Annotated in this window: 25 protein-coding genes; 12 read left to right on the top strand and 13 right to left on the bottom strand. The window is 42.8% G+C overall.

The genetic code is table 11. The annotated features are described in order from the left end of the window. Positions 1 to 18: 18 nt before the first annotated feature. From BUC10_RS12295 to BUC10_RS12260, 8 genes are all read right to left on the bottom strand, one after another. Entirely contained in the window at positions 19 to 486 is a 468-nt protein-coding gene (locus BUC10_RS12295) for a nuclear transport factor 2 family protein (RefSeq protein ID WP_073179986.1), read from the bottom strand. A 14-nt stretch (positions 487 to 500) separates the two neighbouring features. Then, positions 501 to 956 (bottom strand): hypothetical protein, encoded by a 456-nt coding sequence (locus tag BUC10_RS12290; protein WP_073179983.1) that lies wholly within the window; start codon positions 954 to 956, stop codon positions 501 to 503. 8 nt (positions 957 to 964) lie between these two features. Next, positions 965 to 3,190: a DUF5916 domain-containing protein gene (locus tag BUC10_RS12285; protein ID WP_073179981.1), complete on the bottom strand. Its 2,226-nt coding sequence runs from the start codon at positions 3,188 to 3,190 to the stop codon at positions 965 to 967. A 93-nt stretch (positions 3,191 to 3,283) separates the two neighbouring features. Beyond that, complete coding sequence (locus tag BUC10_RS12280) at positions 3,284 to 4,045, bottom strand: LytR/AlgR family response regulator transcription factor (protein ID WP_073179979.1); 762 nt, start codon at positions 4,043 to 4,045, stop codon at positions 3,284 to 3,286. 47 nt (positions 4,046 to 4,092) lie between these two features. Continuing rightward, positions 4,093 to 4,593 (bottom strand): hypothetical protein, encoded by a 501-nt coding sequence (locus tag BUC10_RS12275; RefSeq protein WP_131819076.1) that lies wholly within the window; start codon positions 4,591 to 4,593, stop codon positions 4,093 to 4,095. Positions 4,594 to 4,597: 4 nt separating this feature from the next. Next, the gene (locus BUC10_RS12270) at positions 4,598 to 5,689 is read right to left on the bottom strand and encodes a TFIIB-type zinc ribbon-containing protein (protein WP_073179975.1); all 1,092 of its coding nucleotides are present in this window, start codon (positions 5,687 to 5,689) and stop codon (positions 4,598 to 4,600) included. Between the two features lie 3 nt (positions 5,690 to 5,692). After that, complete coding sequence (locus BUC10_RS12265; protein ID WP_073179973.1) at positions 5,693 to 6,826, bottom strand: SPFH domain-containing protein; 1,134 nt, start codon at positions 6,824 to 6,826, stop codon at positions 5,693 to 5,695. Between the two features lie 64 nt (positions 6,827 to 6,890). Then, positions 6,891 to 8,015, bottom strand: a complete 1,125-nt coding sequence (locus BUC10_RS12260) for a DmpA family aminopeptidase (RefSeq protein WP_073179971.1) — start codon at positions 8,013 to 8,015, stop codon at positions 6,891 to 6,893. Between the two features lie 89 nt (positions 8,016 to 8,104). Here BUC10_RS12260 and BUC10_RS12255 point away from each other — a divergent pair, with 89 nt between their 5' ends. From BUC10_RS12255 to BUC10_RS12225, 7 genes are all read left to right on the top strand, one after another. Beyond that, positions 8,105 to 11,239 carry a WD40/YVTN/BNR-like repeat-containing protein gene (locus BUC10_RS12255; RefSeq protein ID WP_073179968.1) on the top strand — a complete coding sequence of 1,045 codons (3,135 nt, stop codon included), beginning with the start codon at positions 8,105 to 8,107 and terminating at the stop codon, positions 11,237 to 11,239. A 91-nt stretch (positions 11,240 to 11,330) separates the two neighbouring features. Further along, the gene (locus BUC10_RS12250; protein WP_073179966.1) at positions 11,331 to 13,106 is read left to right on the top strand and encodes a MutS-related protein; all 1,776 of its coding nucleotides are present in this window, start codon (positions 11,331 to 11,333) and stop codon (positions 13,104 to 13,106) included. Positions 13,107 to 13,156: 50 nt separating this feature from the next. After that, on the top strand, positions 13,157 to 13,702 hold the full coding sequence (locus BUC10_RS12245) for a CopD family protein (RefSeq protein ID WP_073179964.1): 546 nt from the start codon (positions 13,157 to 13,159) through the stop codon (positions 13,700 to 13,702). Between the two features lie 160 nt (positions 13,703 to 13,862). Next, positions 13,863 to 15,269 (top strand): sensor histidine kinase, encoded by a 1,407-nt coding sequence (locus BUC10_RS12240; RefSeq protein WP_073180151.1) that lies wholly within the window; start codon positions 13,863 to 13,865, stop codon positions 15,267 to 15,269. A gap of 19 nt (positions 15,270 to 15,288) precedes the next feature. Continuing rightward, on the top strand, positions 15,289 to 16,071 hold the full coding sequence (locus BUC10_RS12235; protein WP_073179962.1) for an enoyl-CoA hydratase/isomerase family protein: 783 nt from the start codon (positions 15,289 to 15,291) through the stop codon (positions 16,069 to 16,071). A gap of 23 nt (positions 16,072 to 16,094) precedes the next feature. After that, complete coding sequence (locus BUC10_RS12230; RefSeq protein ID WP_084732636.1) at positions 16,095 to 17,651, top strand: hypothetical protein; 1,557 nt, start codon at positions 16,095 to 16,097, stop codon at positions 17,649 to 17,651. A 77-nt stretch (positions 17,652 to 17,728) separates the two neighbouring features. Continuing rightward, complete coding sequence (locus tag BUC10_RS12225) at positions 17,729 to 18,802, top strand: PA0069 family radical SAM protein (protein ID WP_073179960.1); 1,074 nt, start codon at positions 17,729 to 17,731, stop codon at positions 18,800 to 18,802. On the opposite strand, the gene BUC10_RS12220 is transcribed toward BUC10_RS12225, so the two are convergent. Next, positions 18,799 to 19,461 carry a hypothetical protein gene (locus BUC10_RS12220; RefSeq protein WP_073179957.1) on the bottom strand — a complete coding sequence of 221 codons (663 nt, stop codon included), beginning with the start codon at positions 19,459 to 19,461 and terminating at the stop codon, positions 18,799 to 18,801. The genes BUC10_RS12225 and BUC10_RS12220 overlap by 4 nt on opposite strands. 157 nt (positions 19,462 to 19,618) lie before the next feature. Here BUC10_RS12220 and BUC10_RS12215 point away from each other — a divergent pair, with 157 nt between their 5' ends. Genes BUC10_RS12215 through BUC10_RS12205 form a run of 3 tightly spaced genes read left to right on the top strand, consistent with a single transcriptional unit; the run spans position 19,619 to position 21,632 of the window. Next, positions 19,619 to 19,972, top strand: coding sequence for a YciI family protein (locus BUC10_RS12215; RefSeq protein ID WP_073180147.1), 354 nt, complete (start codon positions 19,619 to 19,621; stop codon positions 19,970 to 19,972). A 10-nt stretch (positions 19,973 to 19,982) separates the two neighbouring features. Continuing rightward, positions 19,983 to 20,336 carry a YciI family protein gene (locus tag BUC10_RS12210; RefSeq protein ID WP_073179954.1) on the top strand — a complete coding sequence of 118 codons (354 nt, stop codon included), beginning with the start codon at positions 19,983 to 19,985 and terminating at the stop codon, positions 20,334 to 20,336. Between the two features lie 54 nt (positions 20,337 to 20,390). Then, positions 20,391 to 21,632 (top strand): RNA polymerase sigma factor, encoded by a 1,242-nt coding sequence (locus BUC10_RS12205; RefSeq protein WP_073179952.1) that lies wholly within the window; start codon positions 20,391 to 20,393, stop codon positions 21,630 to 21,632. Positions 21,633 to 21,636: 4 nt separating this feature from the next. Here the strand turns inward: BUC10_RS12205 and BUC10_RS12200 are convergent, their stop codons facing one another. The 4 genes from BUC10_RS12200 to BUC10_RS12185 form a co-directional block, all read right to left on the bottom strand. Continuing rightward, on the bottom strand, positions 21,637 to 23,061 hold the full coding sequence (locus BUC10_RS12200; protein WP_073179950.1) for a Gfo/Idh/MocA family protein: 1,425 nt from the start codon (positions 23,059 to 23,061) through the stop codon (positions 21,637 to 21,639). Positions 23,062 to 23,121: 60 nt separating this feature from the next. Continuing rightward, a complete protein-coding gene (locus tag BUC10_RS12195; RefSeq protein ID WP_073179947.1) occupies positions 23,122 to 23,772 on the bottom strand; it encodes an HD domain-containing protein in 651 nt (216 codons plus the stop codon). Next, on the bottom strand, positions 23,769 to 24,509 hold the full coding sequence (locus BUC10_RS12190; protein ID WP_073179945.1) for a lysophospholipid acyltransferase family protein: 741 nt from the start codon (positions 24,507 to 24,509) through the stop codon (positions 23,769 to 23,771). Before BUC10_RS12190 ends, BUC10_RS12195 begins: the two co-directional genes overlap by 4 nt. Before the next feature lie 97 nt (positions 24,510 to 24,606). Further along, the gene (locus BUC10_RS12185; RefSeq protein ID WP_073180145.1) at positions 24,607 to 25,017 is read right to left on the bottom strand and encodes a BrxA/BrxB family bacilliredoxin; all 411 of its coding nucleotides are present in this window, start codon (positions 25,015 to 25,017) and stop codon (positions 24,607 to 24,609) included. 124 nt (positions 25,018 to 25,141) lie between these two features. Between BUC10_RS12185 and BUC10_RS12180 the strand changes: the two genes are divergently transcribed. Continuing rightward, positions 25,142 to 25,882 carry a TerB family tellurite resistance protein gene (locus BUC10_RS12180; RefSeq protein ID WP_073179943.1) on the top strand — a complete coding sequence of 247 codons (741 nt, stop codon included), beginning with the start codon at positions 25,142 to 25,144 and terminating at the stop codon, positions 25,880 to 25,882. 66 nt (positions 25,883 to 25,948) lie between these two features. Further along, positions 25,949 to 26,533, top strand: a complete 585-nt coding sequence (locus BUC10_RS12175) for a HupE/UreJ family protein (protein ID WP_073179941.1) — start codon at positions 25,949 to 25,951, stop codon at positions 26,531 to 26,533. Positions 26,534 to 26,603: the final 70 nt, after the last annotated feature.

Below are 26,603 nucleotides of genomic sequence, written 5' to 3'. Positions count from 1 at the left end.
GAATAATTTAACAGGATGCTATGGCATTGGTTTGATACCCGAGACATGGGAGGCTACGGCCTTCCAGAAACCATCCCGTTTAATCAAAATATTACTGCTTTGATAGATGGTTTCGACAGAATCGTTTAGGATGTGGCCAGTTCCGCAAATCAATGCGGTTCCATTGTCCAAGATATCCATACGCTTTATTTCATAGTAAAAGGAATCGTGTTGCATGGCGTTGACCTTGATATATTCCAATTCCTTGGCTTTGTTGGACCAAGTTCCACCTGCGTCGATCATTTGGAAATCTTCGCCCAATATCCTGTCCAATAGCATGGTGTCCTGTTCCCTATAGGCTTTTGGCCATTGCACTTCCTTGAGGTTTCTTAGAATACCCTCATCCTCAGCAGTAATGATACTGGATAGGATTTTGGGTTCTTTGGATTTTGATTGGCAAGAGGCTATTAAAAGCATGACCAATACTATCATTGCTGTTTTCTTCATCTGTTTCTGATTTATTATTCAATTCGTTTATAGTTTTCGGCGTAGAAAGCTTCCCCTTTGGGGTCAAAATGTATTTGGGTGTACGTATCCTTTTCCAGGATTACTTTCAATTTTGTCTCTACCGAATGACCCTCCATTGGTCTGGAGCAATATTCCCTTTTTTGAATCAGGGTGTCGCCGACCATTTCATAGGTCCCAAATGCATGCCATTCCAAGGAGTCCTTGGGTTTGTGGGACCACATATACTTGGTTTTGTAGAAAATCTTTACCATTCTTGGGTTCGGTGGAACATAAAATGTGTCTACAACCTGGTTGTTTTCATAACTATAGGTGCTCACCAAATCCCAGACACCCCGTATGCTTGTATTTTGAACGGTTGCCAAAACCGCAGCGGGTTGTTGTTGCTCGTTTTTAGTACAGCAATTGCTGAGTATAAGTAAAGAAGATGCGATTAAAATAGTTTTTTTCATATGATGGATTAAAAGAAGGTATATACATATTTTAAGGTGACCAGTTGATTGTTGAAAAGCGGAAGTTCCTGGGAGAACTGCATTCGGTCTGTGTTGTAATCTTGATTGTAAACTATATATAGGTTGTGCCCATCCCGGAAATTATATCGGAGCCTTGCACTTGTAAATATTTGATCTTGAATGGAATTGTATTGGGCCGTTATGCTACCGGAAAGATGTAAGTCGTAGGCCCAATTCATTCTCAACTGTGGCACATTGATCCATTCATTTATGTTTCTGTTTTTGAAATTCAGGTAGTTTAACCGCCAAGAACCTTCTATAGTGAAATGTTCGTTGATGCTCCATTCTGGGGACAGCTCAAATTGAAGGTTTCCCCCATCAAAAAAGCTGCCATATTCAGCAGAAACTGGGAATTTAAAAGCTCGCTGAAAACCACTTGAGTACGATGCACCATAATAAGTGTAGAAGTAATCGCCTGGAGGTATTATGATGGTGTTGGAGAACTGAAGTGGTTCCTGTAGATACTCGTATTGGACCTGACCAAAGATGGTAATTTCATCATTATTGAAAAAACGTCCCGTCCAATGACTTCTGTTATACCAGGTAAGCACGTCCGAAAAGTCGGGGGTAAAGTACAGATCCGAATTAATGGGCATCCACCTTCTGTATTGCAATGTATTTTTGGTTCTGTCCGTGTTGAACTTGCCATGATTCAACCCCAAATAAAAATTGTGGTGCTTCTCGCGAAGCAAAAACCCCATACCCGGATTGAACGCCTTCCCTGAAAACTCATAGGCACTTCTATAAAACCATCCGTCCCGTTTGCGGCGTGCAAATTGAAAGGCAAAACGGGAATTATCCACAAGGTTGTAGTCCGCACTCGAAAAATTTTCCCCTTCCACGGTGGTGGCCACGGAAGTGATTATAAAGTTCTCATCGCCCACATCGATCATGGCATCCACACCCAAAGCGGTATTGATATAGTCTTTTCGTGCCCTGTTTGTGGCCATAAACCCAATAAAGGAACGGTCGTTAAAAACCTTTCTCCGCAGTCGAAGTACAGAAAAGTTTTCGGTTGGAAGCGCCTCCTCATTTATCCGGGTGCCTTCGGTCTGTAATGAGAGAAATCCTAAATCCCAGTTTCCAAGTTCCCCGCTAAATTTGGCACCCCCAAGAATGGGAGTAAGCTGCCCATTATTGATACCTATGGTGCGGCTATAAAAAAGTTGGGAAAGGATGCCTACGTCAAAATCAAAGAGTCCGGATTGTTGTAAAAAGAACTTTCGTCTTTCGGGGAAAAAAATGGAAACCCGACCCAGATTTACGATTTGATCATCAATCTCCACCTGCGAAAAATCAGTGTTCAGTGTGAGGTCCAAGGTCAAGCTAGGTGTAATTCCATAGCGAACATCCAAACCGGCATCCAGTTCATGGAACGCGTTCTGTTCATATTCGGCTCCGGTTCCGTTTAGGTTAAAAGAATTTTGGGTCGATGCCAAAAGGTAAGGTGTAATCTGAAGGTCTTTTTTAGGCTGTAGCCCAACAAATCGTACCGGCTTTTTTAGTGAAGGTTTCCCATTTGCCCCAGTTATGTTTTGTGGTACTTCTGGATAGACCATCAATTTGTTGTCGTAGTTAATGGTCCTATGGGCAGATATACCCCCGAGTACTTCCCCATTGCGGATTTCAAACCTTAGGTTGGACAACGGAATCTTGTATTCGGCCTGCCAACCCTTGTCTGTAATCTGGGTCTTACCCTCCCAAATCATGTCGTAAGCTGGTGTTGAGGGCGCATTGCCCAAGGGTACATTGTCATTGTAAATGGCATCGTCATACCTACTTCCGGTGGGGTAAATACTAAAAATAAAAGCGTTCTTTCGGGTTCTGTTGGGATCAATTTGAAAGGCGAAATAATCGTCTCCGTACCAACCATCCCGCACCAAATTTCTACCAATGATCTGCTCCGGATTTTGGTCTTTGGCATCTAACCCTACATAGAGAAAATCATTGTCGAATGTGATATAGAGTTGGGTAAGGCTGTCTTTTGCTCCCCAATCGGGGCGCCATTCCACAAATGGAAAGTTCTTGGCTTCCTTCCAGAGGTCTTCGTCCAAAAACCCATCCAATTTAAGTTCTTTAGTGGTGGCATGAATGTTTTCTGTGCTATTCAGGTATTCCTGGGAGAGTACCACCAAGGGGAAAAAAGCTAACACAAGACCCAAAATATTTCGCATAAGATTCAACCGTTTTGGTCAAATCTAGATAGGTCGGTCAAGGCAAAAAAAAGTAGTGGTGCAAGCTGCGGAAAAAAAAGGGCCAGTCGCGGGTCAGATTTGGACCAGCTGCTGTTGGTACGTGCGACTGAATTTTATGTGATCTCCGGTCTTTAGGTGCAATCTGCCATCCCCACTTTGGTTTTTCTGTATCCGATCTACAAAATCGGCATTGACCAAATATGATCTATGCACACGCTTAAAGGTATCTGGGCAAAGATGTTCCGATAAGGATTTAAGGCTTTGATATTTTACAAATTTCCCTTTTTCGGTATGAAGTACTACGCAATTATTACTGGTTTCCACATAGATGATCTCATGGGGTTCCAATAAAAATTGAAAACCTTTTTTGGAAACCGAAATTCTATGGTTCGTTTTTTGGATGTCATCCTGTTGAATAGGTTCAGGGTTTCGTCCTTTTTGGATAAAGTAGAAAAGTAAAGCAAAATAGCACAGAAGATTTACCGCAACATTATTGGTAAGGCTGGCATTCAGCACATTGAAGCTTGGTGAGGTACAATTGTAAATGGTGGTCATTAGGAAAACTACCAAAACCTGTCCAATTATAATATTCACCATGGAGGCTGATAACCCAAGCCCACTTTGAATTAGGAGGTTTTTTCCGGTGCTGGTCACAGCCCATTTACCGCCCCATGTTCTGATTTGTTTGGCCGAAAAATTCCAAAACACAAAGCTGGTTATGGCCAAAATGGAAAGTTCCGAGAAACAGCTTGCATCCAAACTTGCTTGGAACATGCGACCAAGCCCCATGTTCAAAAGCACAAAAATGGTCACTAAGCTTATTTGTTTGGCCATGGTTTAAAGGTAAGCAATCCAATTCCTGAAGGCCAGAATTTTAAGATTTAGTTAAAAAATGGAACCGGTTTTACTGGCTTTTTGCCCTCTGCAAACCAGGTCATTCTGTGTTTTTGAGGCCACCTTCGTACAAGTGTATCCGCTTTTTTGTCATACCAAACTGCATCAAAGTCACCTTTTGTGGTGAGCACTACCCGCCATTCTTGCTGCAATAGGTCAGAGTTCTTGTAATGGGCATTAAGACTATCCCACTCTATAGTGGAAAGTACCTGGGGGTCCAAGTGTACCATGACCTCTTGTTCGCTTAAAATGGCCAGCCAAATGGGAGAAGAAATGTGTTCAATGGACAAATCTTCGCGTTTTACTCCCCAACCTATTTTTAAATCCTGCCCGGCTCTGATGGCATCCATCAGATTGGCTTTGCTTCCACTTAATACGCTTCCATCACGATCTGTTTTTAGAACCACCCGCCAATTGTCTTCGGTTAAAGTTGTGGTATTGCATGCCAAGATCAAACTGATAAAGAAGAAGAAAAAAATCCGTTTCATGGTGTTATCCTTGACCAAAATATATTAAAATTCCTATCAATATGAGAGCAAAGACCACAGCTAAAAAGATTTTCCAAAAACTATAAGGTCGAGACCCGGAAATTTGCCCATTTTCCCCATTGATAAAAAAATGGTACTCCTTACCATTATATCTGTATGCGCTGATGTAAACCGGAAGCAAAATATGCTTGAATGTCTCATCACTAAGTTCCATGTCCATGCTCGTAACACGTTGGGTATCTCCCCCAATGTCTCGTCTACACCATCGCTTGGCAATATCTCGCGCCACTTCTTTGGAATGTAAATGTCCTTCCTTTAGAGGGATGGTATATTTTTCAGTAACAAATCCAGCCAAAAAACTACTGCTAAAAGGCTGGAGTTTTTTCAAATTCCATCTAGCTATTTTCCCCGGGATTCTCCCCGAACGTTGCTGCGAGGCCTTGATCAAGGTATCGTCCACAAAGCCAGATACCCTTCCCGAAGCCGGATACCACCGTGTTTTTCGTACCCGCTTGCTTACCATTTTTCCATTGGCGTCCCGAACCCGTCGGGTTTCGTAATAGTATTCGCCCCGTTGCCCTGTATACCGTGCAGCCAATTGGGCGTCAAAGGTCCAATAGGGTAGGTAGAGTCCCTTTGTGAATTGGGGATCGAGGGATGCTTTCTTTAGTTTGTTGGGCGCCCACCATAATCGGTCCACCCATTTTTTGAAAATAAGAAAGGACTTTTCCTTTTCTATTTGAAAGGGTAATACAGCACCTGGTAAAATCCATTCTTCCTTGTAGGCATCTTCAAGAATTAACGGCATGCTGCAATACACACAATGTAAAGATTTATAGTTCTCCTCCACATGTTGGTTGGCACCACAGTTTTTGCAATGGAGCATGGATATTTCCTCACTGTGCTTCTGGGCACCCATATCCCTGAGGTAGGGATAGAGTTCCAATTCCTCAAATCCATTTTCATTGACTTGAATGGATTCTTGATGCCCGCAATATTCGCAGCTTATAGCGGTAGTGCCAGGTTTATATTTGAGCTCCGCCCCGCAATTTACGCAAGACTTCTTGAGTTCCGTTTCTTGAATTGATGGTTCCAAAAATTAAGAATTTGGCAATGGAGGAGGGGTGTTTCCACCGAGGAACGATTTTAGTTCTTCCACATCTTTTAAAGCGGTCCAGTTGGCCATTCCCTGCTTCCAAACCAAACTATCCCGGTTAATGGTCCTACCTGCAAAGAGTGCTTGAAGTTGTTCGAAGGAGACTGGCCCTTGTTGTGCCCCATTGACGGCATAAAAGTATTGGACTTGAACTGGCATTGGAGGGGGTACAGCAGCTCCCGGCTGTGGTCTTTGCGCGGCGCCTCCCATTTGGGGCGACATCATCCCACCCATTTGCTGTGCCAGGACAAAGCCCATACCCATGCCCATTCCGGCACCGGCGGTTCCACCTTCGTTTTTGGCCGCGGCCTCAATAGCCTTGGCCGTTTTAAACTTAGTGAGTTTGTCCAGGTCCAGTTTGTCAATTCGGCTGTATTCAAAGATTTCCTTTTTAAGGTCTTCCGGCATGGAAACGTTTTCAATGTAAAATTTCTCCAGTGAGATTCCCACCGACAAGAATTCAGGTTTCATCACCTCTTGACAAGTTTCTGAGAGTTCGGAGGTATTTGCCGCGTATAATTCTATAGGAAGGTTGGCTTCCCCCACAGTATCCGTAAATCGGGTCGCGATAAGACTTTTGAGGTGTTCATTGATTTCAAAATTGGTGAAGTTATTGTCGGTCCCAACAATATCAACAATGAACTTTCCTGCATCCGATATTTTGAAGGCGTAAGTTCCAAAGGCACGGATTTCAACAAGCCCAAAACGATCATCACTTAGGGTTATTGGGCTTTTGGTACCCCATTTTTCATCCGTAAACAAATGGGTATTCACAAAATAAACTTCAGCCTTAAAAGGAGAATTGAATCCATACTTCCACCCCTTCAAAGTGGCTAAAATAGGTAGGTTTTTAGTGGTAAGGTCGTAGGTTCCTGGAGTGAAGACATCGGCCAATTGCCCTTCGTTGACAAATACGGCTGTCTGCCCTTCCCGGACAATAAGTTTGGCTCCGTTCTTTATTTCGTTTTGGTAGCGTTCAAACCGATGGGCGATAGTGTCATCGGTATAATCCAACCATTCAATAATGTCTATAAACTCATGGGTGAGCTTTTCTTTGATCTTGCTAAAAATATCCATGGTGCAGTGTTTTTTGTATTTGTTTCTAAAGCTATAAAAAAGGTAAGATTGAAGGAAATAATAATCAGCGAATTTTTCCGGCTTCCCTTAGCATCTCCAACACCTCCGTTTTGGGCAGAGCTTCTATTTTGTGTCCCTTTCTACCGATCATACTTTCTGCTGTAAAAAGCGAGTTCAAAATTGCTTCCTCCGTTGCTTCAATTGTGGCTAAGAACAGTGGGGTCATGGCTTCATTTCTCATGGCTGGTGCAGATGTGGCCAGCTGTTCACTTACATAAGGAATTCTTGAAGCTTCAGCCGTGGAAACTGCAATTACATAGTCGCCGCTGCCGTTGCTTGCTATTCCTCCAGTCCTTGCTAAACCCAACATGGCCCTCTTGGCCAATCGCTCTAAGTTTCTGGAATTCAGTGGAGCATTGGTAAGGACAACCATCATGCAGGATCCGTCGGTGGCGTATTTAAAACTGTCCGAATAATGACCCATTTGCTTTCCTACATCTACTCCTGCTATCTTTAACATTCCGCCAAAATTGGTTTGCGCTAGTACACCAACGGTATAACCACCTGCTTCTTTGGGAACTACCCTAGAGGATGTTCCAATACCGCCTTTAAAGCCAAAACAAACGGTCCCGGTTCCAGCTCCAACATTCCCCTCTTTAACGGGTCCGGGCTCTGCGTTTTCTATGGCCAATAGCACGTCCTTTTCGGTTAGGTGTCTACCACGAATGTCATTTAGGTAACCATCGTTGGTCTCACCTACAACCGCATTGACCGATTGCACAGCTTCATTATGGGGAAGGTTTAGGGTGTAATCCACAACAGCATTAACCGCTGTTGCCACTCCTAGAGTATTTGTTAAGACGATAGGGGTTTCCAAATTTCCCAATTCCTTGACCTGGGAATATCCAGCCAATTTTCCAAATCCATTACCCAGAAATATAGCCGCAGGGACTTTTTTTTGAAAAATATTATCCGAATGCGGTAGAATGGCGGTCACACCTGTTCTAACATTGTCTCCTTTGATTAGAGTGGTATGTCCTACACGTACTCCGGGAACATCGGTAACCGCATTTAATGGACCCGGATTTAGCACTCCGATTTCAATTCCGTGGTCCCTGAGACGTTTTTGTTGTGCGGAACTTAAAAAAAATGCGAACAACAGTACTATTAAGATTGATTTTTTGACCATGAAGACCAAATTACCATTTTTGAAATGTAAGGGGAAATCATTGCGGCTTTTTCCCTACATTTAAGATCGACTAATTCAACACCTTGAAAATGAAATTATCTTTTGTCAAAGCCGGCATTTTAGTGCTGGCCTGTTGCCTATTTGCAACATCTGTCCAATCCCAAAGAAAAAGGAACAATCAAAGTGGACCGGAGTATCCTGAGGAACTGTATTCAAGTCTTGAGTACCGTTTGGTTGGACCTTTCCGTGGCGGTCGTTCTGCCGCAGTGACCGGTGTTCCTGGAGAACCCAATCTATTTTACTTTGGAGCCACCGGTGGGGGAGTATGGAAAACTTTGGATGGCGGTCGTTCATGGGAGAATATTTCCGACGGATATTTTGGGGGAAGCATAGGCGCTGTTGAAGTAGCCAAAAGTGACCCCAATGTGATTTATGTTGGCGGGGGCGAGAAGACCTTACGCGGAAACGTATCCAGTGGATATGGCATTTGGAAAACCGAGGATGCCGGAAAAACTTGGGAAAAGGCAGGACTTGAAAAGAGTCGACATGTCCCAAGAATCCGGATTCATCCAACAGATTACAATACCGTGTATGCGGCGGTTCTGGGAAATATTTATAAGCCTACCAAGGAACGAGGAGTGTATAAAAGTACAGATGGTGGTAACACTTGGAGACAGGTTCTATTTGTAAATGATCAGGCAGGTGCAGTTGATCTCACCATAGACCCGAACAATCCTAGAATTTTGTACGCGTCAACATGGCGGGCCAAGAGGACACCCTATAGTTTGAGTAGCGGAGGAGATGGTTCTGCACTTTGGAAAAGTACCGACAGTGGTGAAACTTGGACAGAGATTTCCAAAAACGAGGGTTTTCCCAAAGATACACTTGGTATTATAGGAGTTACCGTTTCTCCCAAAAATAGTGATCGGGTATGGGCCATTGTTGAACACAAGGAAAAAGGGGGACTTTACCGTTCCGAAGACGGAGGAAAAAAATGGGCTCAGGTCAACAGCGAACGTAAACTACGACAACGCGCATGGTATTACACCCGCGTTTATGCCGATACAGAGGATGAAGATGTCGTTTATGTGCTGAATGTTCGTTACCATAAATCTACCGATGGAGGAAAAACATTCAATACCTTCAATGCACCTCATGGGGACCATCACGATTTATGGATATCACCAGAAAATTCCAAACGCATGATTATTGGTGATGATGGCGGCGCACAGGTAAGTTATGACGGAGGAGAAACATGGAGTACATATTACAACCAACCAACAGCACAATTTTATAGGGTGACCACGGATAATGCATTCCCGTATCGCATTTATGTGGCGCAGCAGGATAATTCCACAATTCGAATCAATCATAGAAGCGATGACGAATCTATTAGTGAGGAAGATTGGGAACCCACCGCAGGTGGTGAATCTGCCCATATAGCGGTGGACCCCACCAATAATGATATTGTTTACGGGGGTAGTTATGGCGGATTTTTGACCCGAGTCAACCATGATAAGGGAACTGTGCGTGGCATAAACGTATGGCCGGACAACCCCATGGGGTATGGAGCGGAAGGAATGAAGTACCGTTTTCAATGGAACTTTCCCATCATTTTCAGCAAACATAATCCCAAGAAACTGTACACCTTTTCCAATCATGTGCACCTGAGCACCAATGAAGGGCAGAGCTGGGAACTGTTAAGTGGCGACCTTACCAGAAACGACCCAACAAAGTTGGTGAGCAGTGGAGGTCCCATCACCCAAGATAATACTGGAGTAGAATACTACTGCACCATTTTTGCTGCCAATGAAAGTCCCATAAAGGAAGGTCTACTTTGGGTAGGAAGTGATGATGGACTTATCCATGTTTCCAAGGACGGAGGGGCGAATTGGGAAAATGTAACGCCTCCCAACTTACCAGAATGGAGCATGATCAATAGCGTGGAACCTTCTGCTTTTGATGAGGGAACTTGCTACGTGGCTGCCACAAGATATAAGTTAGGGGATTTCCAACCCTACTTGTACAAGACTACTGACTATGGGCAAACCTGGACAAAAATAACGAATGGTATAAACTCAGAGCATTTTACAAGAGCCCTTCGGGAAGACCCAAAAAGAAAGGGTTTACTGTATGCAGGCACGGAAACCGGCATGTATATTTCTTTCAATGATGGACAAAGATGGGATAAGTTCCAATTGAATTTGCCAATTGTTCCTATCACGGATTTGACCATAAAAGACAATAATTTGGTGGTGGCCACCCAAGGAAGAAGTATTTGGATTATTGATGATTTAACAGTGCTACACCAACTGGACGCTTCCAAGAAAAGCGCAGGAAATATTCTTTATAGGCCAAAGGATAGCTACAGAACCAAAGGATCAGCAGCCAAAGAACCTTCAAAAACCGAAGGACAAAATCATCCCAATGGTGTGATTACGCATTTCTATCTCAAGAATAAATCTGAAAAAGACAGTATTCAACTCACCTATACCTCTATGAGCGGGGATACCTTGGCATCCTATAGTTCTTTCGCCAAAGAGGACAAAAAGAAACTGAAAGCTAAAAAAGGAGGGAACACCCATGTTTGGGATACCCGGGGCAAGGGCGCAGAAAAGTTGAAGGGAATGATTCTTTGGTGGGCCAACCTAAACGGTGCCAAGGCGGTGCCCGGCTCTTATAAGGTACACCTCAATGTTAATGGGGCTGATCAAACCCAAGAATTCAAGATTTTGGCAGACCCAAGGGCAGAAGTTTCGATAGCCGATATGCAAAGACAGTATGATTTTATTTCGGATATCAATTCCACTGTGGATAAAGCACACCAATCCATCAAAAAAATCCGAAAGATCAATGAGCTCTTGGCGGCATTCGCGAAGCAATACAAAGACAATGAAGAAACCAAGGAATTGGTGAAAAAAGCAAACGAAATGAAGGAGCGTTTCGGCGCAATAGAAAAAGCGCTGTACCAGACCAAGAACCGGAGTAATCAAGATCCCTTGAATTTCCCAATTCGTTTGACCAATAAATTGGGGCATCTCAATAGCCTGGTTTCCATTGACGATTTCCCGCCAACGGCACAGGATGTAGCTGTTAAAAACGAGTTGACATCAAAAATCAATACGGAATTGGATGCATTTGATGCCCTGGTTGATAAAGAAATGCAAGAGTTTAACCGGCAATTCAACAGTTTAAACCTTAATTACCTGTCTATAGAGGAATAGGCCGCCCAAAAATGGGGATTCCAATGAATTCGCCTAAATTTATCGCCTCCTATAAAGGACGAGAACTACCTGTATAGGTTTAGGCGATTTTATGAGTGTGAATCCCCATTCTTTTTATGAAACCCAGCTGCGGAAGTTTGAAACGCGGCTCAGTGAAATCAAAAAAAAACTCGATGTTTCCAGCAGCATACGACTTTTGGTTGTGGTGCTCACAATTTTAGGAACCTATTTGTGCTGGGACAAGGCTCAATTTTTAGTTCCAATACTCTTCTTCGGAATCGGGACTTTTGTTTTCTTGGTGTTACGGCACAACAAGTTGCGGTATCAGTATGAGCTGACGGGCGAACTTTTGTCACGGAACCAAAAGGAGTTGAAGGTACTCAAGAGGGATTTTTACGATTTGCCCGATGGAAAGGAATACATGGACGCCGACCATTGGTTTGGTTCTGATATCGATTTGTTTGGACGGGGGTCTTTTTATCAATATCTGAATAGGACAGCCTTGGAAAGCGGTGCCAAACGACTGGCGAGCCTGCTGCAATCGAACAATATTGAACAGATAGAAGTAAAACAAGCCGCTATCAAAGAGCTATCCACAAAACCTGAATGGCGACAGGAATTTGGTGCAACTGCCGTCCTGGTAAAAACGCAGCTCCCAGCCTCCAAAATTGTTTCTTGGCTTAGCGGATATATATCATTTATCCCACCGTCCATACTCACCTTGGCATATATTTTTTCATCGATTTCCATAGCGGTGACCATAGGATGTTTTATGAGCATGATATCCTGGTTTTGGTTGTTATTGGTTTTTGTTTTGGGATTGGGAATCACTGGTCGCTTTTTGAAAAAGACCAACAAACTTTCGGCTGATGCATCCAAAATCCAAAACACCTTTACCCAATATTCACGCTTGCTCGCACTTATTGAAAATGAAGAATTCCGAGCTGAACTTTTGCATGAACAAAAAGGAAAGGTAGACGAGGGAGATTACACTAGCTCCCAAGTGCTAAAGAAATTTTCCAGATTGCTAGATCGACTAGACCAACGTAACAACGTCCTGGTTGGGTTTATTTTGAATGGTTTTTTTCTGAGGGATTTGATGATTTGCCATGCTATCGAAAATTGGATTGGGGATAACAAAGACCGGATTCCAAAATGGTTCGAGGCCATTTCTTTTTTTGATGCTTTCAACAGTTTGGGCAATTATGCCTTTAATCATCAGAATCATACATATCCCAAAATTGCAACTACCTCAAAAACTTTGGAGTGTAAGGGGCTGACCCACCCTTTGCTTGACCCTGGTAAAGCCATCCAAAATGACATAAGCATTGCAAATGATGAGTTTTTCATAGTTACCGGCGCAAATATGGCCGGGAAAAGTACTTTTTTACGAACAGTTTCCCTTCAATTGGTAATGGCCAATATTGGCCTTCCGGTTTGCGCACACTCAGTAGTATATTCCCCAATTAAATTGATAACCAGTATGAGGACCACCGATAGCCTTGCCGACGAGGAAAGTTATTTCTTTAGTGAGCTAAAACGACTGAAGTTTATCATGGAGGAAATGGGAAAGGACAAGTACTTCATCGTTTTGGACGAAATATTAAAAGGAACCAACAGCAAGGATAAGGCCTTGGGTTCGCAAAAATTCGTGGACAAATTGGTGCGCTTAGGAGGAACTGGGATAATAGCCACCCATGATTTAAGTTTATGCACGGTAGCGGAAGAACAGAAAAAAGTGTCCAACTACTTCTTCGATGCACGAATTGTAGATGGTGAACTTTTCTTTGATTACCAATTCCAAGAAGGCATTTGTCAGAACATGAATGCAAGCTTTTTGCTTAAAAAAATGGGATTGGTGGATTGATTTAGGAACACGGAGCCTTAAATTTACAGTGGCCATAAGTAACTGACGGAATGTTATATCCTTATATAAAATCTTTGCATTTGATTTTTGTGGTAACCTGGTTTGCAGGTCTGTTCTACATTCCCCGCTTGTTCATTTACCATATTGAAGCTTGGCAAAAACCTTCTCCTGATAAGGAGATCTTATCGGACCAACTGAAACTAATGACCAAACGGTTGTGGTACATAATTACATGGCCTTCTGCCATTCTATGCACGGTCTTCGCTATTTGGTTATTGGTTTTGATGCCCGGTTGGTTAAATCAATCTTGGATGCATATAAAATTGGCATTTGTGGGATTGCTCATAGTCTACCATTTAAAATGCCACCAAATTTTTAAACAATTGCAACGGGATGAGGTAAAATACACTTCACGGTTTATGCGGATTTGGAACGAGGTGGCCACTTTGGTACTTTTTGCGGTAGTATTTTTGGTAGTGTTGAAAAATGCATTCAACTGGATTTACGGAACCGTTGGGATACTAGTGCTGGCCATATTGCTCATGTTGGGAATCCGATTATACAAAAGAATCCGGGATAAAAATCCCAATGCCTAAAAAAGTTATGATAGAACGCCACTGGTTCCAACACCAATTTTTGAACTTGTAGATTGGGTTTGAACTTGGACCTGAAATGGCTCGATTATTGCTAACTTTAATCCCAAACTTCCAAGGATTGTTTAAAAAATTATCGCTTCGTTCCCGCATTTTTTTCACCATGATCATGTTGGTGGTAATAGCCTCGGTGCTTATCGCTGGAGTGACCATCTATCAATACAGGGAGCAGAGCAAAGACTATCATGAAAACCGCTTGGAACGTAAGGAAGAACAGATTCTCCAGAGTATTTCATACGTTTTAAGGGAGACTACCTACCCAGTTAGCACTGAGAATCTTGAGAATATTTTCCGGGATGAAATCTATAAGATTGCCGATGTTCAAAATGTCCCTTTCAACATTTATGATCTGGAAGGCGGATTGATCAAAAGTTCCAGACCAGCCTTTGAGGCCGATTCCATCTCCAATTGTTTGGATGCCGAAATCCTGAACAATCTGGATATGAACCTGAACAAGCGCTATGTGGAGAAAAAACGTGCCGCTGGAGATAACTATCAGGCATCCTATACCTACATCAATGACCTAAGGTCCAAACCCATAGGTATTGTTAACCTGCCCTATTTTGAGGATAATTCCTTTAACAACATGGAGCTTCGGGAATTCTTGTTTCGCTTAGGCGGGGTATACCTGCTCATGTTGCTTTCTGCCATCATATTTGCTTATTTCATTTCGAAATATATTACTCGTTCTCTTCAGACCATATCAGACAAAATGGAGCAGACCAACCTGACCAAGCGGAACGAAAAAATCCATATTGACCGACCTAGTGTTGAAATTGGAAAACTGGTGGACTCCTACAACGGAATGATCGACGAGTTGGAAGAAAGTGCGGTGAAACTCGCACGTAGCGAAAGGGAACAAGCATGGCGTGAAATGGCAAAACAGGTGGCCCATGAAATAAAAAACCCATTGACACCTTTACGGCTGACCATTCAGAGCTTTCAGCGAAAGTTTGATCCCAACGATCCCAAGGCGGAACAGAAAATCCAGGAGTTTTCCAAGACGGTGATACAGCAAATAGATACCCTTAGCAATATAGCCTCGGCCTTTTCCAATTTTGCCAATATGCCCGCACAACAAAATGAGACCTTGAACGTGGTCAAAATCGTGAAGCTGGCATTGGAAATTTTCCATGAGGATTATATTCATTTTATCTCGGATGAAAAGGAAATCATCGCCAAATTAGACCGAACCCAGCTTATCCGCGTGGTTACCAATTTGGTCAAAAATGCCATTCAGGCTGTTCCGGAAGTGGATGCTCCCCGGATTTTGGTAACTGTGGCATCTGAAGGTGCTCAGGTTAAAATCTCTGTTGCGGATAATGGCATTGGAATTCCGGATGATTTCAAGGAAAAGGTTTTTGAACCCAAGTTTACTACCAAATCAAGCGGCATGGGACTCGGTTTGGGCATGGTTAAAAATATCGTGGAGAATTATCAAGGGAGTATCGATTTTACTTCCCAAGAGGGTAAGGGAACCGTTTTTGCGGTGAGATTCCCAAAGGAATAAAGCTATAATTAAAATATAAATGGACTACGAAAACATTTACATAGAAGAAGAGAACAACATTGCAACGATTACCATAAATCGTCCCAAAAAGCTAAACGCTTTGAACAAGCGTACAATAGCTGAGCTGCACGAAGCTTTCAAGGAATTGGATGATGACAAGGACATCCAAGTGATTGTGGTTACCGGCAGCGGGGAAAAGGCTTTTGTGGCAGGGGCCGATATCTCGGAATTTGCCCATTTTTCACAGGAAGAAGGCAAGGTTTTGGCGGCCGAAGGGCAAAGGCTGCTATTCAACTTTGTGGACAACCTCTGCACACCCGTTATTGCGGCGGTAAATGGTTTTGCTTTGGGTGGAGGCCTTGAATTGGCCATGTCGTGCCATTTTAGGATAGCAAGTGACAATGCTAAAATGGGATTACCGGAAGTGTCTTTGGGTGTTATCCCTGGATATGGGGGCACACAGCGTCTCGCCCAACTCATTGGTAAGGGGAGGGCTATGGAAATCATCATGACCGCAGGTATGGTAGATGCTAAAAAGGCGCTGGATTATGGTTTGGTCAATCATGTGGTTCCCCAAGACGAATTATTGCCCCTAAGTCTTAAAATTGCAAGCAGGATATCGAATAACTCCCCTGTGGCCATAAAATACGCAATAAAAGCAGTAAATGCTGGTTTTAAGTATGATGTAAATGGTTATGAAACGGAGATTGATGCTTTCGGAACCTGCTTCGGAACAGACGATTTCAAAGAAGGAACAACAGCTTTCCTTGAAAAGCGAAAAGCAGATTTTCCGGGATCATAGCCATGGTATAACCAAACCAGACTATGATGAAATCTAGAATCATACTGCTAGCCTTGTTGTTTATTGGGGTATGGCTCCATGCCCAGGAAAAAATGCCGGTTTCTTATGATTTCGGCGAAAAATTCAATGATAGATACCGATACTCCAACTTGTTGAACATCTCAGAAGATGGGGCCGGGGGTTATATTTTGGTAAGGGCCTATTTTCAGGGCTTGATCTTGAAACCAAAAGGATACCTCATTGAGCAGTACAATAGTAACCTGGAATTGGTATCTGAATACAATTACAAGCTACGCGGACTGGATTTTGTGGATGGATTCCTAAAGAATGGCCAGTTGAACCTGCTGTTCCTAAACTATAACTACGATCGTGGACAATATGAATATTGGGTACATACAAGCCCCATTATCGCCTTTAATTTTAAAAAGGAAAAACTGTTGTCCATTGCTTCGGAGGAGGTAAGGAACCCGGTGGACAAGAATTACTACAACCGCAATTTCTCCAGCGGATTTTCTACCTCGATCCTTTTCAATCAAGAAAAGACAGGATTTGTGATCAGCACGCATCACAAAAGAGGGAAGAACAACAAACATATCATCCATCTGTTCGATACCTCGCTCAACAAAAGGTTTGAGCACGATTTTTCGCATGAAATCGAGGAAAAAAACTATGCCTTTGAAAATGTGGCGATTTCCACGGATTTATCCACAGCCTATATAGTAAGTAAGGCCTACTTCAAGAAAAAGCGTTTTAGGGTAGATGAGCGAAAGTTCCAGTACGAATTGGTAAAAGTTTCCGCCAATGGAAGTCAAACACAGTCCTTCGTAGACCCTGGGAAATATCCTGAAGCATTATACCCGATTATTTTAAAGAACAGACTGGTCTGTGCAGGTTTTTACGCCGATAGAAAGGATAACCGATACAATGGAATAGCCTATTTTGATGTGAATCCGACCAGCTTGGCGATTCAGAACCAAAAATACAATCCATTTTCCCAACAATTCATGGAGGATAAGTTTGGTAGGGATGAAGAAAAAGTAGTCAAAAACCTTGTTTTTAAGGGGGTTGAAGTTACCGATGAAAATGAAATATTTTTTAATGCAGAAGAGTACTTTGTAACCACGGGAATGGAAGTTACCGGTGCGGGACAGCGCGTAAAATTGGAACGTTTCCATCACAACGACATTGTAAGTGCCAAACTAAAGACCAATGGAGAGCTCGCCTGGGCTAGAAACATAAACAAGTCCGAGGTGACCCAGGGCGATGGGGCTTATGCCTCTTACAGTTCGTATTGCAAGGATGGAAAAACCTATTTCTTCATTTGCACAGCCTCAGAAAACCCGCAATTGATCAACAATGAACGTTTGATCTTTAAGCAGGGATTGAGCCGTAACCGAAATGTCTTTATGATTTCATTGGATGAAAATGGAGTCATGGATTACGAGAAAATCATAGACAATCAGGAAGCGCGACTGCCCTTAATGGTCTCCAAACCCCTAAAGGATATAGATGAAAGTAAGATGCTGTTCTATGCCAAAAGAGGAAGCAAAAAACAACTTGTAAAAGTATCTTTCCTATAACGTAATCCTGTAAATATCTTTTAAGGGCATTAATTTATAATTGGATTATTTCCATAATTTTGGAATAAATCCATTTTATGAAACTCAACAACCTACAAAAGGGGCGAGGTGCCCAAAAAAACCCGCATAATCGGTTCTTGCAGCATGTATATGAAATCCGCGAGGACTTTCTGGAATTCTGTCGTTTAGAGGGTGAAGAGGCTGAGAGCAATAGCATCGAGTATATCCCTATTTTTCCAAAGACTATTGTAAACAAGGTGGCTAGTCCGGATGTGGGAATGGAGTATTCCATGAACCCTTACCAAGGTTGTGAACACGGTTGTATTTATTGTTATGCCAGAAATGCGCATGAATATTGGGGCTATAGTGCAGGAATGGATTTTGAGCGAAAAATCTTGGTCAAAAAAGCCGCTCCTGAACTTTTGGAAAGCAAAATTCGGCATAAGAACTGGAAAGCAAAAACCATTGTATTGTCGGGGAATACGGATTGCTATCAACCCGCAGAAAGAAAATTTGAAATCACCCGAAAATGTCTTGAAGTTTTTCTAAAGTACCGCCATCCAGTGGGCATCATTACAAAAAATGCATTGATTTTACGAGATTTGGACATCCTCAGAGAACTTGGGTCTGACCAACTTGTAGGCGTTAATATTTCCGTGACCTCCCTCTCCGAAAAAACCAGAAGAAAACTGGAACCCAGAACCGCCTCCATTCAGAAAAGACTTAAAACAATTAGTGAGTTGACCAAAAATGGGATTCCAGTCAATGCAATGTTGGCACCTATGATACCAGGGATCAATAGTCATGAACTTTTAAAATTGGCACAGGCCACCGCAGACCATGGTGCACTTTCCTTTGGATTCACGGTAGTTCGATTAAACGGAGCCATTGGTCAGATTTTTTCCGATTGGATAAGAAGGGCCATGCCGGATAGAGCAGAAAAGGTATTACATCAGATTCAAGATTGCCATGGTGGAACGGTGAATGACAGTCGGTTTGGGTTGCGGAACCGTGGCGAAGGAAAAATTGCCGAGCAGATTCATGATATGGCACGTCTGGCTCGGCAGAAATATTTTAAGGACAAGGTCTTTCCTAAATTAAATTACGAGCTGCACGAACAATATAAAACTGGGCAGATGAAATTGTTTTAAGATTGTTTTACTTCTTTTCGTTTTCCGAATCCGGTAGACAACCGTACAGTTACTCCTATGGCTTTTGTGTTGAAATTTTGCTTGTGATACCCCAATTCCGAGAAATCCAATTGGTTTAAAGACTTTCCCGCATTGAAAGCGGTATATGTAAGATAAAGTCCTAGTTTTCCAATTTTATCAACCCCAAGAAACTCATACCCCAGAGAGAAGGTCCAAAAATTAAACTTGCTTTTGACCTCTTGTCTTTCATCAATTTCATTGGAATCAAAATAGTCTCCAATGGCCCTTTGGTTACCAAAGTGGTATTTTGGAATAAACACCAATCGGTTATAATCGTCCTGTATAAACAGCTTGGGCCCCGCACCCCATACCCAGGCATCAAAAAAGCGATCTAGAAAAGAGCGAAAATCAATTTCTCCTGAGGGTCCAACATCCCAATCTTCATCTGACCGTCCACCAAAATAATAGGTTATGTCCACCTCGGGCGCAACGTGCTTTAGGGCAAAAAGTTCAGTACCCACCGAAAAGTTGAGGTAGGCCGAGGGTTCAAATTCATCCTCATAAAAACCAGAAAAAGATATGTAGGCTTCAGGAGGTTGCAGTTGGGCGAAACAGTAAGATGCAAAGGAAATGAACAAAAAAGAGGTTAGCGTTTTCATGATTCATTTCGAATCAATAAACATGCCATACGAAAGTAGCAAGGCTGCTTAATTTTAAATAAATTTATAGGGGATGTCCAATTTGTTGCGTGGTCTTCGTCATAAAGACGTAACAAAGTATAAACCAGTCCAAGATTATGGACATAAACTGAAACCGATGAGTAATTTTTTGTATTTATTTCGAGGAGGACATGAAACGTATAACCAATTGTCGCAAGAGGAAAAACAAGCCCATATGCAGGTGTGGGGGGAGTGGATGGGAGGTCTAAAGGAAAAGGGCCAGCTTTTGGACGGTCTCCCGTTGGCAGAGGATGGAAAGGTGGTCCACCAGAAAGGTGAGCTGGTGACCAATGGCCCTTATGCCGAAGGTGCTGAAGTGGTAGGAGGTTACCTTATTGTTGTGGCCAAGGATATTGACGAAGCTGTTGAAATGTCCAAGGGATGCCCGATTTTTGATTATGATGGAAGTTATGTAGAGGTACGGGAAATTCTGTCTATGGACGGACACTAGAAATTAGGCGATGAGCAATTTTCTGTGGCTGTTCCGAGGAGGATATACCGATTATAACCAATTGTCGGACGAAGCAAGGGAAACCTTGAACAAGGATTGGATAAAGTGGTTGGATGACCTCAAAGACCAAGGTAAATTGGTCGATGGCTTACCGCTTTCCCAGGAAGGCAGAGTGGTCTATAAGCGGGGAGAGTTGGTAACCAATGGTCCATTTGCCGAAGGTGCAGAGGTAGTGGGTGGATATACCATTATATCCGCTGAGGATATGGAAGAAGCCGTAGCGCTTTCCGAGGGCAATCCCCATTTTGGGTTTGAAGAGGGCTCTTTGGAAGTACGTGAGATCATTGATGAGGAAATCCATTAATTTTAAAACAGACAAAAGGAAAGCCTGACACGGTTCAGGCTTTTTTTATTTAAGATGAGTGCCAACCAGCTTGATAATACCATAGAACACCTTTTCCGAAACGAGTACGGTAAGGTGGTGGCCGTCCTACTTCGCAAATATGGGACGTCCCATATCGAAAAAATCGAGGATGCAGTTCAGGATACCTTCTTAAAGGCCATGAAGGTTTGGGGGTACAAAGGAGTGCCCGATAACCCTACCGCCTGGTTGTATCGTGTCGCCAACAATGCACTGATTGATGTGCTGCGGAGGCTAAAAAAATCCTCTCATCTCGAGGAAAATAAATCCATCGAGACTGAGGAAAGTGCTAATGATGAAGTGCTGTTGGAAAATGTAATTTCAGACAGCCAGCTACAACTTGTTTTTGCCTGTTGTGACCCTTCGCTCTCCGAAGAGCATCAAATTATTCTAAGTTTAAAGCTGATAGGAGGTTTTAGCAACAAAGAGTTGGCAGAGGCCCTGTTAAAGAAGGAAGAAGCAGTGGCCAAGTCCTTTACAAGGGCGAAAAAGAAATTCCGGAAAGAGGTGCAGATGCTTCGGATTCCCGTGCAAATGGGACTTCAATCCAGATTGTTTGTTGTTCTTAGAGTGATTTATCTGCTGTTTACGGAAGGCTATGCCGCGTCAACCGGTTCCCAAGTGATTAAACGGGATATTTGCTATGAGGCCTTGCGATTGGCATTACTTTTACAGGAAAACAAGTACTGCCAACACCCCAATTTAAATGCGCTTATTGCTCTAATGTGTTTTCATTCGTCTCGCTTTGATGCCAGATTGAATGGGAACGGGACCCTTGCCACATTGGAGTTTCAAGACCGTTCTAAATACAATCTGGAACTCATTCAAATAGGAATCTATCATTTAGAGCGGGCGGGAACCTTGGATAAGATGCCCTCAAATTATCACCTGGAAGCAGCTCGATCGTATTACCACTGTGAGGCCAAAAGTTTTGAAAAGACCAACTGGAAAAGTATCCTTCACCTCTATGATGTGCAGTTGAAACAGCAATATTCCCCTATGGTAGCCCTAAACCGAATTGTTCCCTTTGCCAAAATCCACGGTCCCAAAAAAGGATTGCAAGAATTGCGGGAACTGTCCTCCACGATCAGCTTTGAAAACTCAGGTCTGTTTTATGCCATAAAAGCTGAACTGCTAAAAGAGATGGATGATTCCCAATACCGCTCCGTCTTGGAAAAGGCTATTGACCTAACCCAAAATGAGCTTGTGAAAGCGCATCTAAGGAACAAATTAGAGTAACAAACTACCCAAGTTCCCAACCCTTTCTATACTCACGGGTCACCCATTCATTGGCTTTATCGTAATTGGTGATCTTCATGTTCTCACCATCCCAAAGCAATTTACGTCTTCCGGGATAGTTATATGGTGCCCAGTCGCCTGGCTTTTTGCCATCCTGTAATACTTTGTATTGGTAGGCTTTCACGGCAAGATTACCCATAAGCACGGTTTCCGTCAATGGCCCGGCTTTGGCAAAGTTGGAAGAAGTATCTGCTCCATCAATACATCCGGCAACGAAGTTGGCAATATGCCCATTCATGCTATCTGGAACCCTTGGATATTTAGGTTTTGGAGCTTTGAATAAGCCCATCATATCTGAAGGTAATAAGCGTGCGTTTCTCGAGTAGGTGTCGCAAACCAAGATGCCTTTATCACCATACATGACGGTCCCGCCATCTCCATTCCCAACTACTTCACCATCTTTAAGTTCATCCGGTAAATCTGGCATTAAACCACCATCGTACCAATTGAGTGCAATATCACCATGGTGTTCATGGTTAAATTTCAAATGAATTTTGGAAGAAGGAGGGCAAGAGGGGCTATAATCAGCTTCCACAAAATCGCCTACCCAAACAGAGGTGCAACTAGCTTCAGCTTCTGTAGGATAGCCCAAATCCAAAACGCTAAACGGAGTTTCCATAATGTGACATCCCATGTCTCCTAAAGCACCTGTGCCAAAATCCCACCAGCCTCTCCATTTGAATGGCAGATAGGCTTCATTGTAATCTCGCATTGCTGCTGGTCCCAACCAGAGATCCCAATCAAGTCCCTTGGGGACAGCTTGTTTTTCAACAGGTATGGGAACACCTTGTGGCCAAACGGGTCGGTTCGTCCAACAATCTATGGTGTGCACTTTCCCAATAATGCCAGATTCCACCCATTCTCTGGCTATCCGACTGTCATCACTGGAAGCGCCTTGATTTCCCATTTGAGTCACAATACCATTTTCAGCCGCAACTTGGGTCATCAAACGGGCTTCATGAATATTGTGGGTCAAAGGTTTTTCTACATAGGCATGCTTTTTCTCACGCATAAATGGGAGCGCAATGGTTGCATGCGTATGATCGGGAGTGGCCACCATTACGGCATCAATATCTTTTAAATGCTTATCATAAACCTTACGAAAATCCTTATAGCGTTTAACATCGGGAAACTCCTTAAAAGTTCTTTCTGCCCGTCTATCATCGACATCACAAAAGGAAACGAATTTTACTTTGCCGGTATTGGCAAGGCCATTAATTACCCCGTGACCGCGTCCGCCAACACCAAATGCACTCACATAAAGTGTATCACTGGGAGCAACATGTGTTTTTCCTAAAACGTAGCTTGGAACAATTGAAAAAGCAGCGGAACCCGCTGCTGCATTTTTAAGGAACTTTCTTCTCTGCATCTTGGCTAATTTAGTTAAGCAATCAAGATACAAAAAACAACCGTAGACACATACAGCTTGTTATGTATTCCACTCTTTGTAAAATTGTTCTAGATAATCTAACATGAATTGATGCCGTTCCGCTGCCAATTCCCGACCTGTATCGGTATTTATTTTGTCCTTGAGCAGGAGTAATTTTTCGTAAAAGTGGTTAATGGTAGGGGCATTGGATTTTTTATATTCCTCCTTGGTCATGTTCAGATTTGGCTCAATGTCGGGATCGTACATAGGCCGGTTTTTGAATCCACCGTAGTTGAACGTCCGGGCAATTCCAATGGCTCCAATTGCATCCAATCTATCTGCATCCTGCACCACTTTCAATTCCAACGAATTAAACTCGGCCTGGCCTTTGTCCAAACTATTTTTGAAGGACATGTACCGAATAATGTTTGTAATATGTTCCGTCCGATCAGTGTCAAGATCTTGGGATATTAAAAACTCTTGGGCGGTTTTAGGGCCGATTTCCTCATCACCATCATGGAATTTTGGGTCGGCAATATCATGCAGCAGGGCTGCAAGCTGAACCACCAGCGAATCCACCTGTTCTTGTTCCGAGATTCTTTTTGCAGTTTTATAGACCCGTTCTGTATGAAACCAATCATGTCCACCTTCCGCATGTTTGAGTTGCTCCCTTACAAAATTCTTGGTTTCCTCTATCAATAAATCATTCATGATTTGACCTCTATTATGCCATTTTTAATCTGTTCTTCAACTTGGGCAATCTGTGTTTCCGCATCTCCTTGAATTGCCATTGGAAGGTGCACTTTGAATTTGATAAATGCTCCCAATCCCATCGGGAACTGCCCAAAACGCAACATCTTCCAAGAATTGTTGATGCTAATAGGGACAATAAGGGCCGAAGGGGCATGTTTCATCAGTACTTTTAATCCAGTGGTTCGAAAAGGTTTTGGGACACCTGTTCTACTTCGGGTGCCTTCTGGGAATATGACTGCGCTACGGTTGTGCTTTTCTATATATTGCCCTAGTTCCTGTAAAGCCTCAATGGATTGTTTGGGGTCTTTTCGGTTTATCAGGGCTGAACCTCCATGTCGTAGATTGTAGGAGACACTTGGGATGCCTTTTCCCAATTCTATTTTGCTCACAAATTTGGGATGGTGCTTTCGCATGTACCAAATAATGGGAGGAATATCATACATGCTCTGATGGTTGGTAACAATGATCAAGGGCTTGTTTTTAGGTATTGCATGGGCATTTTCAAAATGATAGCGAGTTCCCAAAAGATTGGTACACCGCATCAAGAACCAATTTAGGATGCTTACACTTCCCTTATGCGCTCTATATCCAAATACATTTAGACAGACCCACTGTATGGGATGGAAAATCACCAAGGTTAGCCCGAAACAAACAAAATAGATAAGAGTAAGAGGATATGATAACAGTTTATGCAAAACCTAGTTGCTTTTTTTGGAAAGCCAATTTACCACATAATCCCAAAAACGAAAAAACCACCTCTTGGGTGGTTTTTAAATTCTTATGGAAGTTGGTTTAACAGTGATCGTTGTACGCTTCCATTAAATTTTCTGCAATCATCTCCGCTGGTCTTCCCTCAATGTGGTGCCGTTCTATCATGTGTACCAGCTCACCATCCTTAAACAGGGCCATACTTGGAGATGAGGGTGGAAACGGGACCATATGGCTACGGGCAGTGTCTACCGCCTCAGTGTCCACACCGGCAAATACGGTTACCAAATGATTTGGTTTTTTTGAATTCTGCAAGCTCAACTTAGCTGCAGGTCTAGCGTTTGCAGCAGCACATCCGCAAACTGAGTTTACCACTACCAAGGTAGTTCCTTCTTGTTTCAATGCGTCTTCAACGGCTTCGCTTGTATATAGTTCCTCAAACCCAGCAGTTGCCAGGTCGGCTCTCATAGGTTTTACCAATTCTTCAGGATACATAATCTTGTTTTTATTTAGCATTCAAAGATACGGCTTTTGTCGCATTTTTTACAGCACCCTTAACAAGGTAAAGGGGTTTCTTTCAGGGGCAAAAGCCTATATTTGGGCTTTAAATTTATTTTAGATGATCAAGTGGGCAGGAGCCTTTGTTGGATTTTTTATCAGAGGTTTTGCAGGTGCTATTATTGGCTTTTTTGTTGGGAGTGTCTTGGATAGCTTTGGAGGCTCAGGTTCCAGGCGTGGAGGTTCGGTATTTTCAGATTTTACCAGGCCCTCAGTTTCTCCTGCCGATTTTGAACTCAACCTGCTGTCACTTTGCTCGATTGTTATTAAGGCCGATGGACAGGTAAGCCAGAGGGAACTCGATTATGTAAGACAGTATTTTTTGAGTACATATGGTAAAGAAAAGGCCAACGCCATCTTCCGTACGTTCAATGATGTAATCAAGAAAAGGGAGGTTTCTGCCCAACACATATGTTCCTATCTGGTGCAACGTACTCGATATGAGGTGAGACTGCAGCTGCTTCATTTCCTATTTGGAATAGCGCAGGCTGATGGGCAGGTGAGCAAGGCCGAGGTAGACAAGTTGAGAGAATTGGCGGGTTATCTTAGGGTAGGCCGGTACGATTTTGAAAGTATAATGGCCATGTTCATCAGATCGGCCGACAACGCCTATAAAATATTGGAGATCGAAAAAACGGTCACCGATGATGAGGTTAAAAAAGCCTATCGCAAAATGGCCAAAAAATACCACCCAGATAAGGTGGTCATGGAAAACGAGGCCATAAAAAGGGGAGCGGAGGAGAAATTTAAGGAAGTGCAGAAAGCTTATGAAACCATTCAAAAAGAACGGGGAATGAGCTAGGGTTAAAATGTATACTTTCCTTTTGGTAAGGAGAACAGCGTAATATCATCAATCAAATCATAAAAAATGCAAGAATTCTGGTTCTACATTAAATTGGGTTTTAGTCATGTGCTCGACTTAGGGGCATACGACCATATTTTATTTTTATCGGCCTTGGCGATCCCGTTTACATTTAAAAATTGGAAAAAAGTGGTCATTTTAGCCACAATTTTTACAATCGCCCATTGTACCTCCCTTGCCTTGTCGGCCTTTGAAGTGGCCACGGTGGATGTTGGCCTCATAGAATTCTTGATTCCGGTCACGATTTTATTGACCGCCCTATTCAATTTCACCTATGTACTTGGTAAAGCTGAAGGACTTGGAGCCTACGTTCATGTTTTGGCGACTGCCTTCTTCGGTTTGGTGCACGGGTTTGGGTTTTCCAACTATTTTAAGATGATGATGGCTGGCGAGGAAGATAAGGTAATACCACTCCTTGGTTTTGCCACGGGAATTGAATTTTCCCAGATTGCCATTATCCTGGTCGTTCTTGGACTGGCATTTGTGGTTTTGGACTTGTTACAGGTGAAAAGAAAGCTTTTTATCGGAATTGCATCCATTTTGGTCGTAGCCATCACAATACCGTTGCTGATTGCCACGTTTCCCAAATAGGGCCTTCGTTAAAATTAATTGAATAAGGTTGTACGGGTCTTTCAAAGCCGGTATATTTAAAAGATAAAGT

This window comes from Flagellimonas flava, assembly GCF_900129665.1.
In the GTDB taxonomy this organism is placed as follows: domain Bacteria; phylum Bacteroidota; class Bacteroidia; order Flavobacteriales; family Flavobacteriaceae; genus Flagellimonas; species Flagellimonas flava.
This window is presented reverse-complemented; position numbering and strand designations above follow the sequence as displayed.

Bases quoted from the DNA above. Each gene is read 5' to 3' on its own strand.
- BUC10_RS12295 (WP_073179986.1), bottom strand. From the start codon at position 486: ATGAAGAAAACAGCAATGATAGTATTGGTCATGCTTTTAATAGCCTCT.
- BUC10_RS12290 (WP_073179983.1), bottom strand. From the start codon at position 956: ATGAAAAAAACTATTTTAATCGCATCTTCTTTACTTATACTCAGCAAT.
- BUC10_RS12285 (WP_073179981.1), bottom strand. From the start codon at position 3,190: ATGCGAAATATTTTGGGTCTTGTGTTAGCTTTTTTCCCCTTGGTGGTA.
- BUC10_RS12280 (WP_073179979.1), bottom strand. From the start codon at position 4,045: ATGGCCAAACAAATAAGCTTAGTGACCATTTTTGTGCTTTTGAACATG.
- BUC10_RS12275 (WP_131819076.1), bottom strand. From the start codon at position 4,593: ATGAAACGGATTTTTTTCTTCTTCTTTATCAGTTTGATCTTGGCATGC.
- BUC10_RS12265 (WP_073179973.1), bottom strand. From the start codon at position 6,826: ATGGATATTTTTAGCAAGATCAAAGAAAAGCTCACCCATGAGTTTATA.
- BUC10_RS12260 (WP_073179971.1), bottom strand. From the start codon at position 8,015: ATGGTCAAAAAATCAATCTTAATAGTACTGTTGTTCGCATTTTTTTTA.
- BUC10_RS12255 (WP_073179968.1), top strand. From the start codon at position 8,105: ATGAAATTATCTTTTGTCAAAGCCGGCATTTTAGTGCTGGCCTGTTGC.
- BUC10_RS12250 (WP_073179966.1), top strand. From the start codon at position 11,331: ATGAGTGTGAATCCCCATTCTTTTTATGAAACCCAGCTGCGGAAGTTT.
- BUC10_RS12245 (WP_073179964.1), top strand. From the start codon at position 13,157: ATGTTATATCCTTATATAAAATCTTTGCATTTGATTTTTGTGGTAACC.
- BUC10_RS12240 (WP_073180151.1), top strand. From the start codon at position 13,863: ATGATCATGTTGGTGGTAATAGCCTCGGTGCTTATCGCTGGAGTGACC.
- BUC10_RS12235 (WP_073179962.1), top strand. From the start codon at position 15,289: ATGGACTACGAAAACATTTACATAGAAGAAGAGAACAACATTGCAACG.
- BUC10_RS12230 (WP_084732636.1), top strand. From the start codon at position 16,095: ATGATGAAATCTAGAATCATACTGCTAGCCTTGTTGTTTATTGGGGTA.
- BUC10_RS12225 (WP_073179960.1), top strand. From the start codon at position 17,729: ATGAAACTCAACAACCTACAAAAGGGGCGAGGTGCCCAAAAAAACCCG.
- BUC10_RS12220 (WP_073179957.1), bottom strand. From the start codon at position 19,461: ATGAAAACGCTAACCTCTTTTTTGTTCATTTCCTTTGCATCTTACTGT.
- BUC10_RS12215 (WP_073180147.1), top strand. From the start codon at position 19,619: ATGAGTAATTTTTTGTATTTATTTCGAGGAGGACATGAAACGTATAAC.
- BUC10_RS12210 (WP_073179954.1), top strand. From the start codon at position 19,983: ATGAGCAATTTTCTGTGGCTGTTCCGAGGAGGATATACCGATTATAAC.
- BUC10_RS12205 (WP_073179952.1), top strand. From the start codon at position 20,391: ATGAGTGCCAACCAGCTTGATAATACCATAGAACACCTTTTCCGAAAC.
- BUC10_RS12200 (WP_073179950.1), bottom strand. From the start codon at position 23,061: ATGCAGAGAAGAAAGTTCCTTAAAAATGCAGCAGCGGGTTCCGCTGCT.
- BUC10_RS12195 (WP_073179947.1), bottom strand. From the start codon at position 23,772: ATGAATGATTTATTGATAGAGGAAACCAAGAATTTTGTAAGGGAGCAA.
- BUC10_RS12185 (WP_073180145.1), bottom strand. From the start codon at position 25,017: ATGTATCCTGAAGAATTGGTAAAACCTATGAGAGCCGACCTGGCAACT.
- BUC10_RS12180 (WP_073179943.1), top strand. From the start codon at position 25,142: ATGATCAAGTGGGCAGGAGCCTTTGTTGGATTTTTTATCAGAGGTTTT.
- BUC10_RS12175 (WP_073179941.1), top strand. From the start codon at position 25,949: ATGCAAGAATTCTGGTTCTACATTAAATTGGGTTTTAGTCATGTGCTC.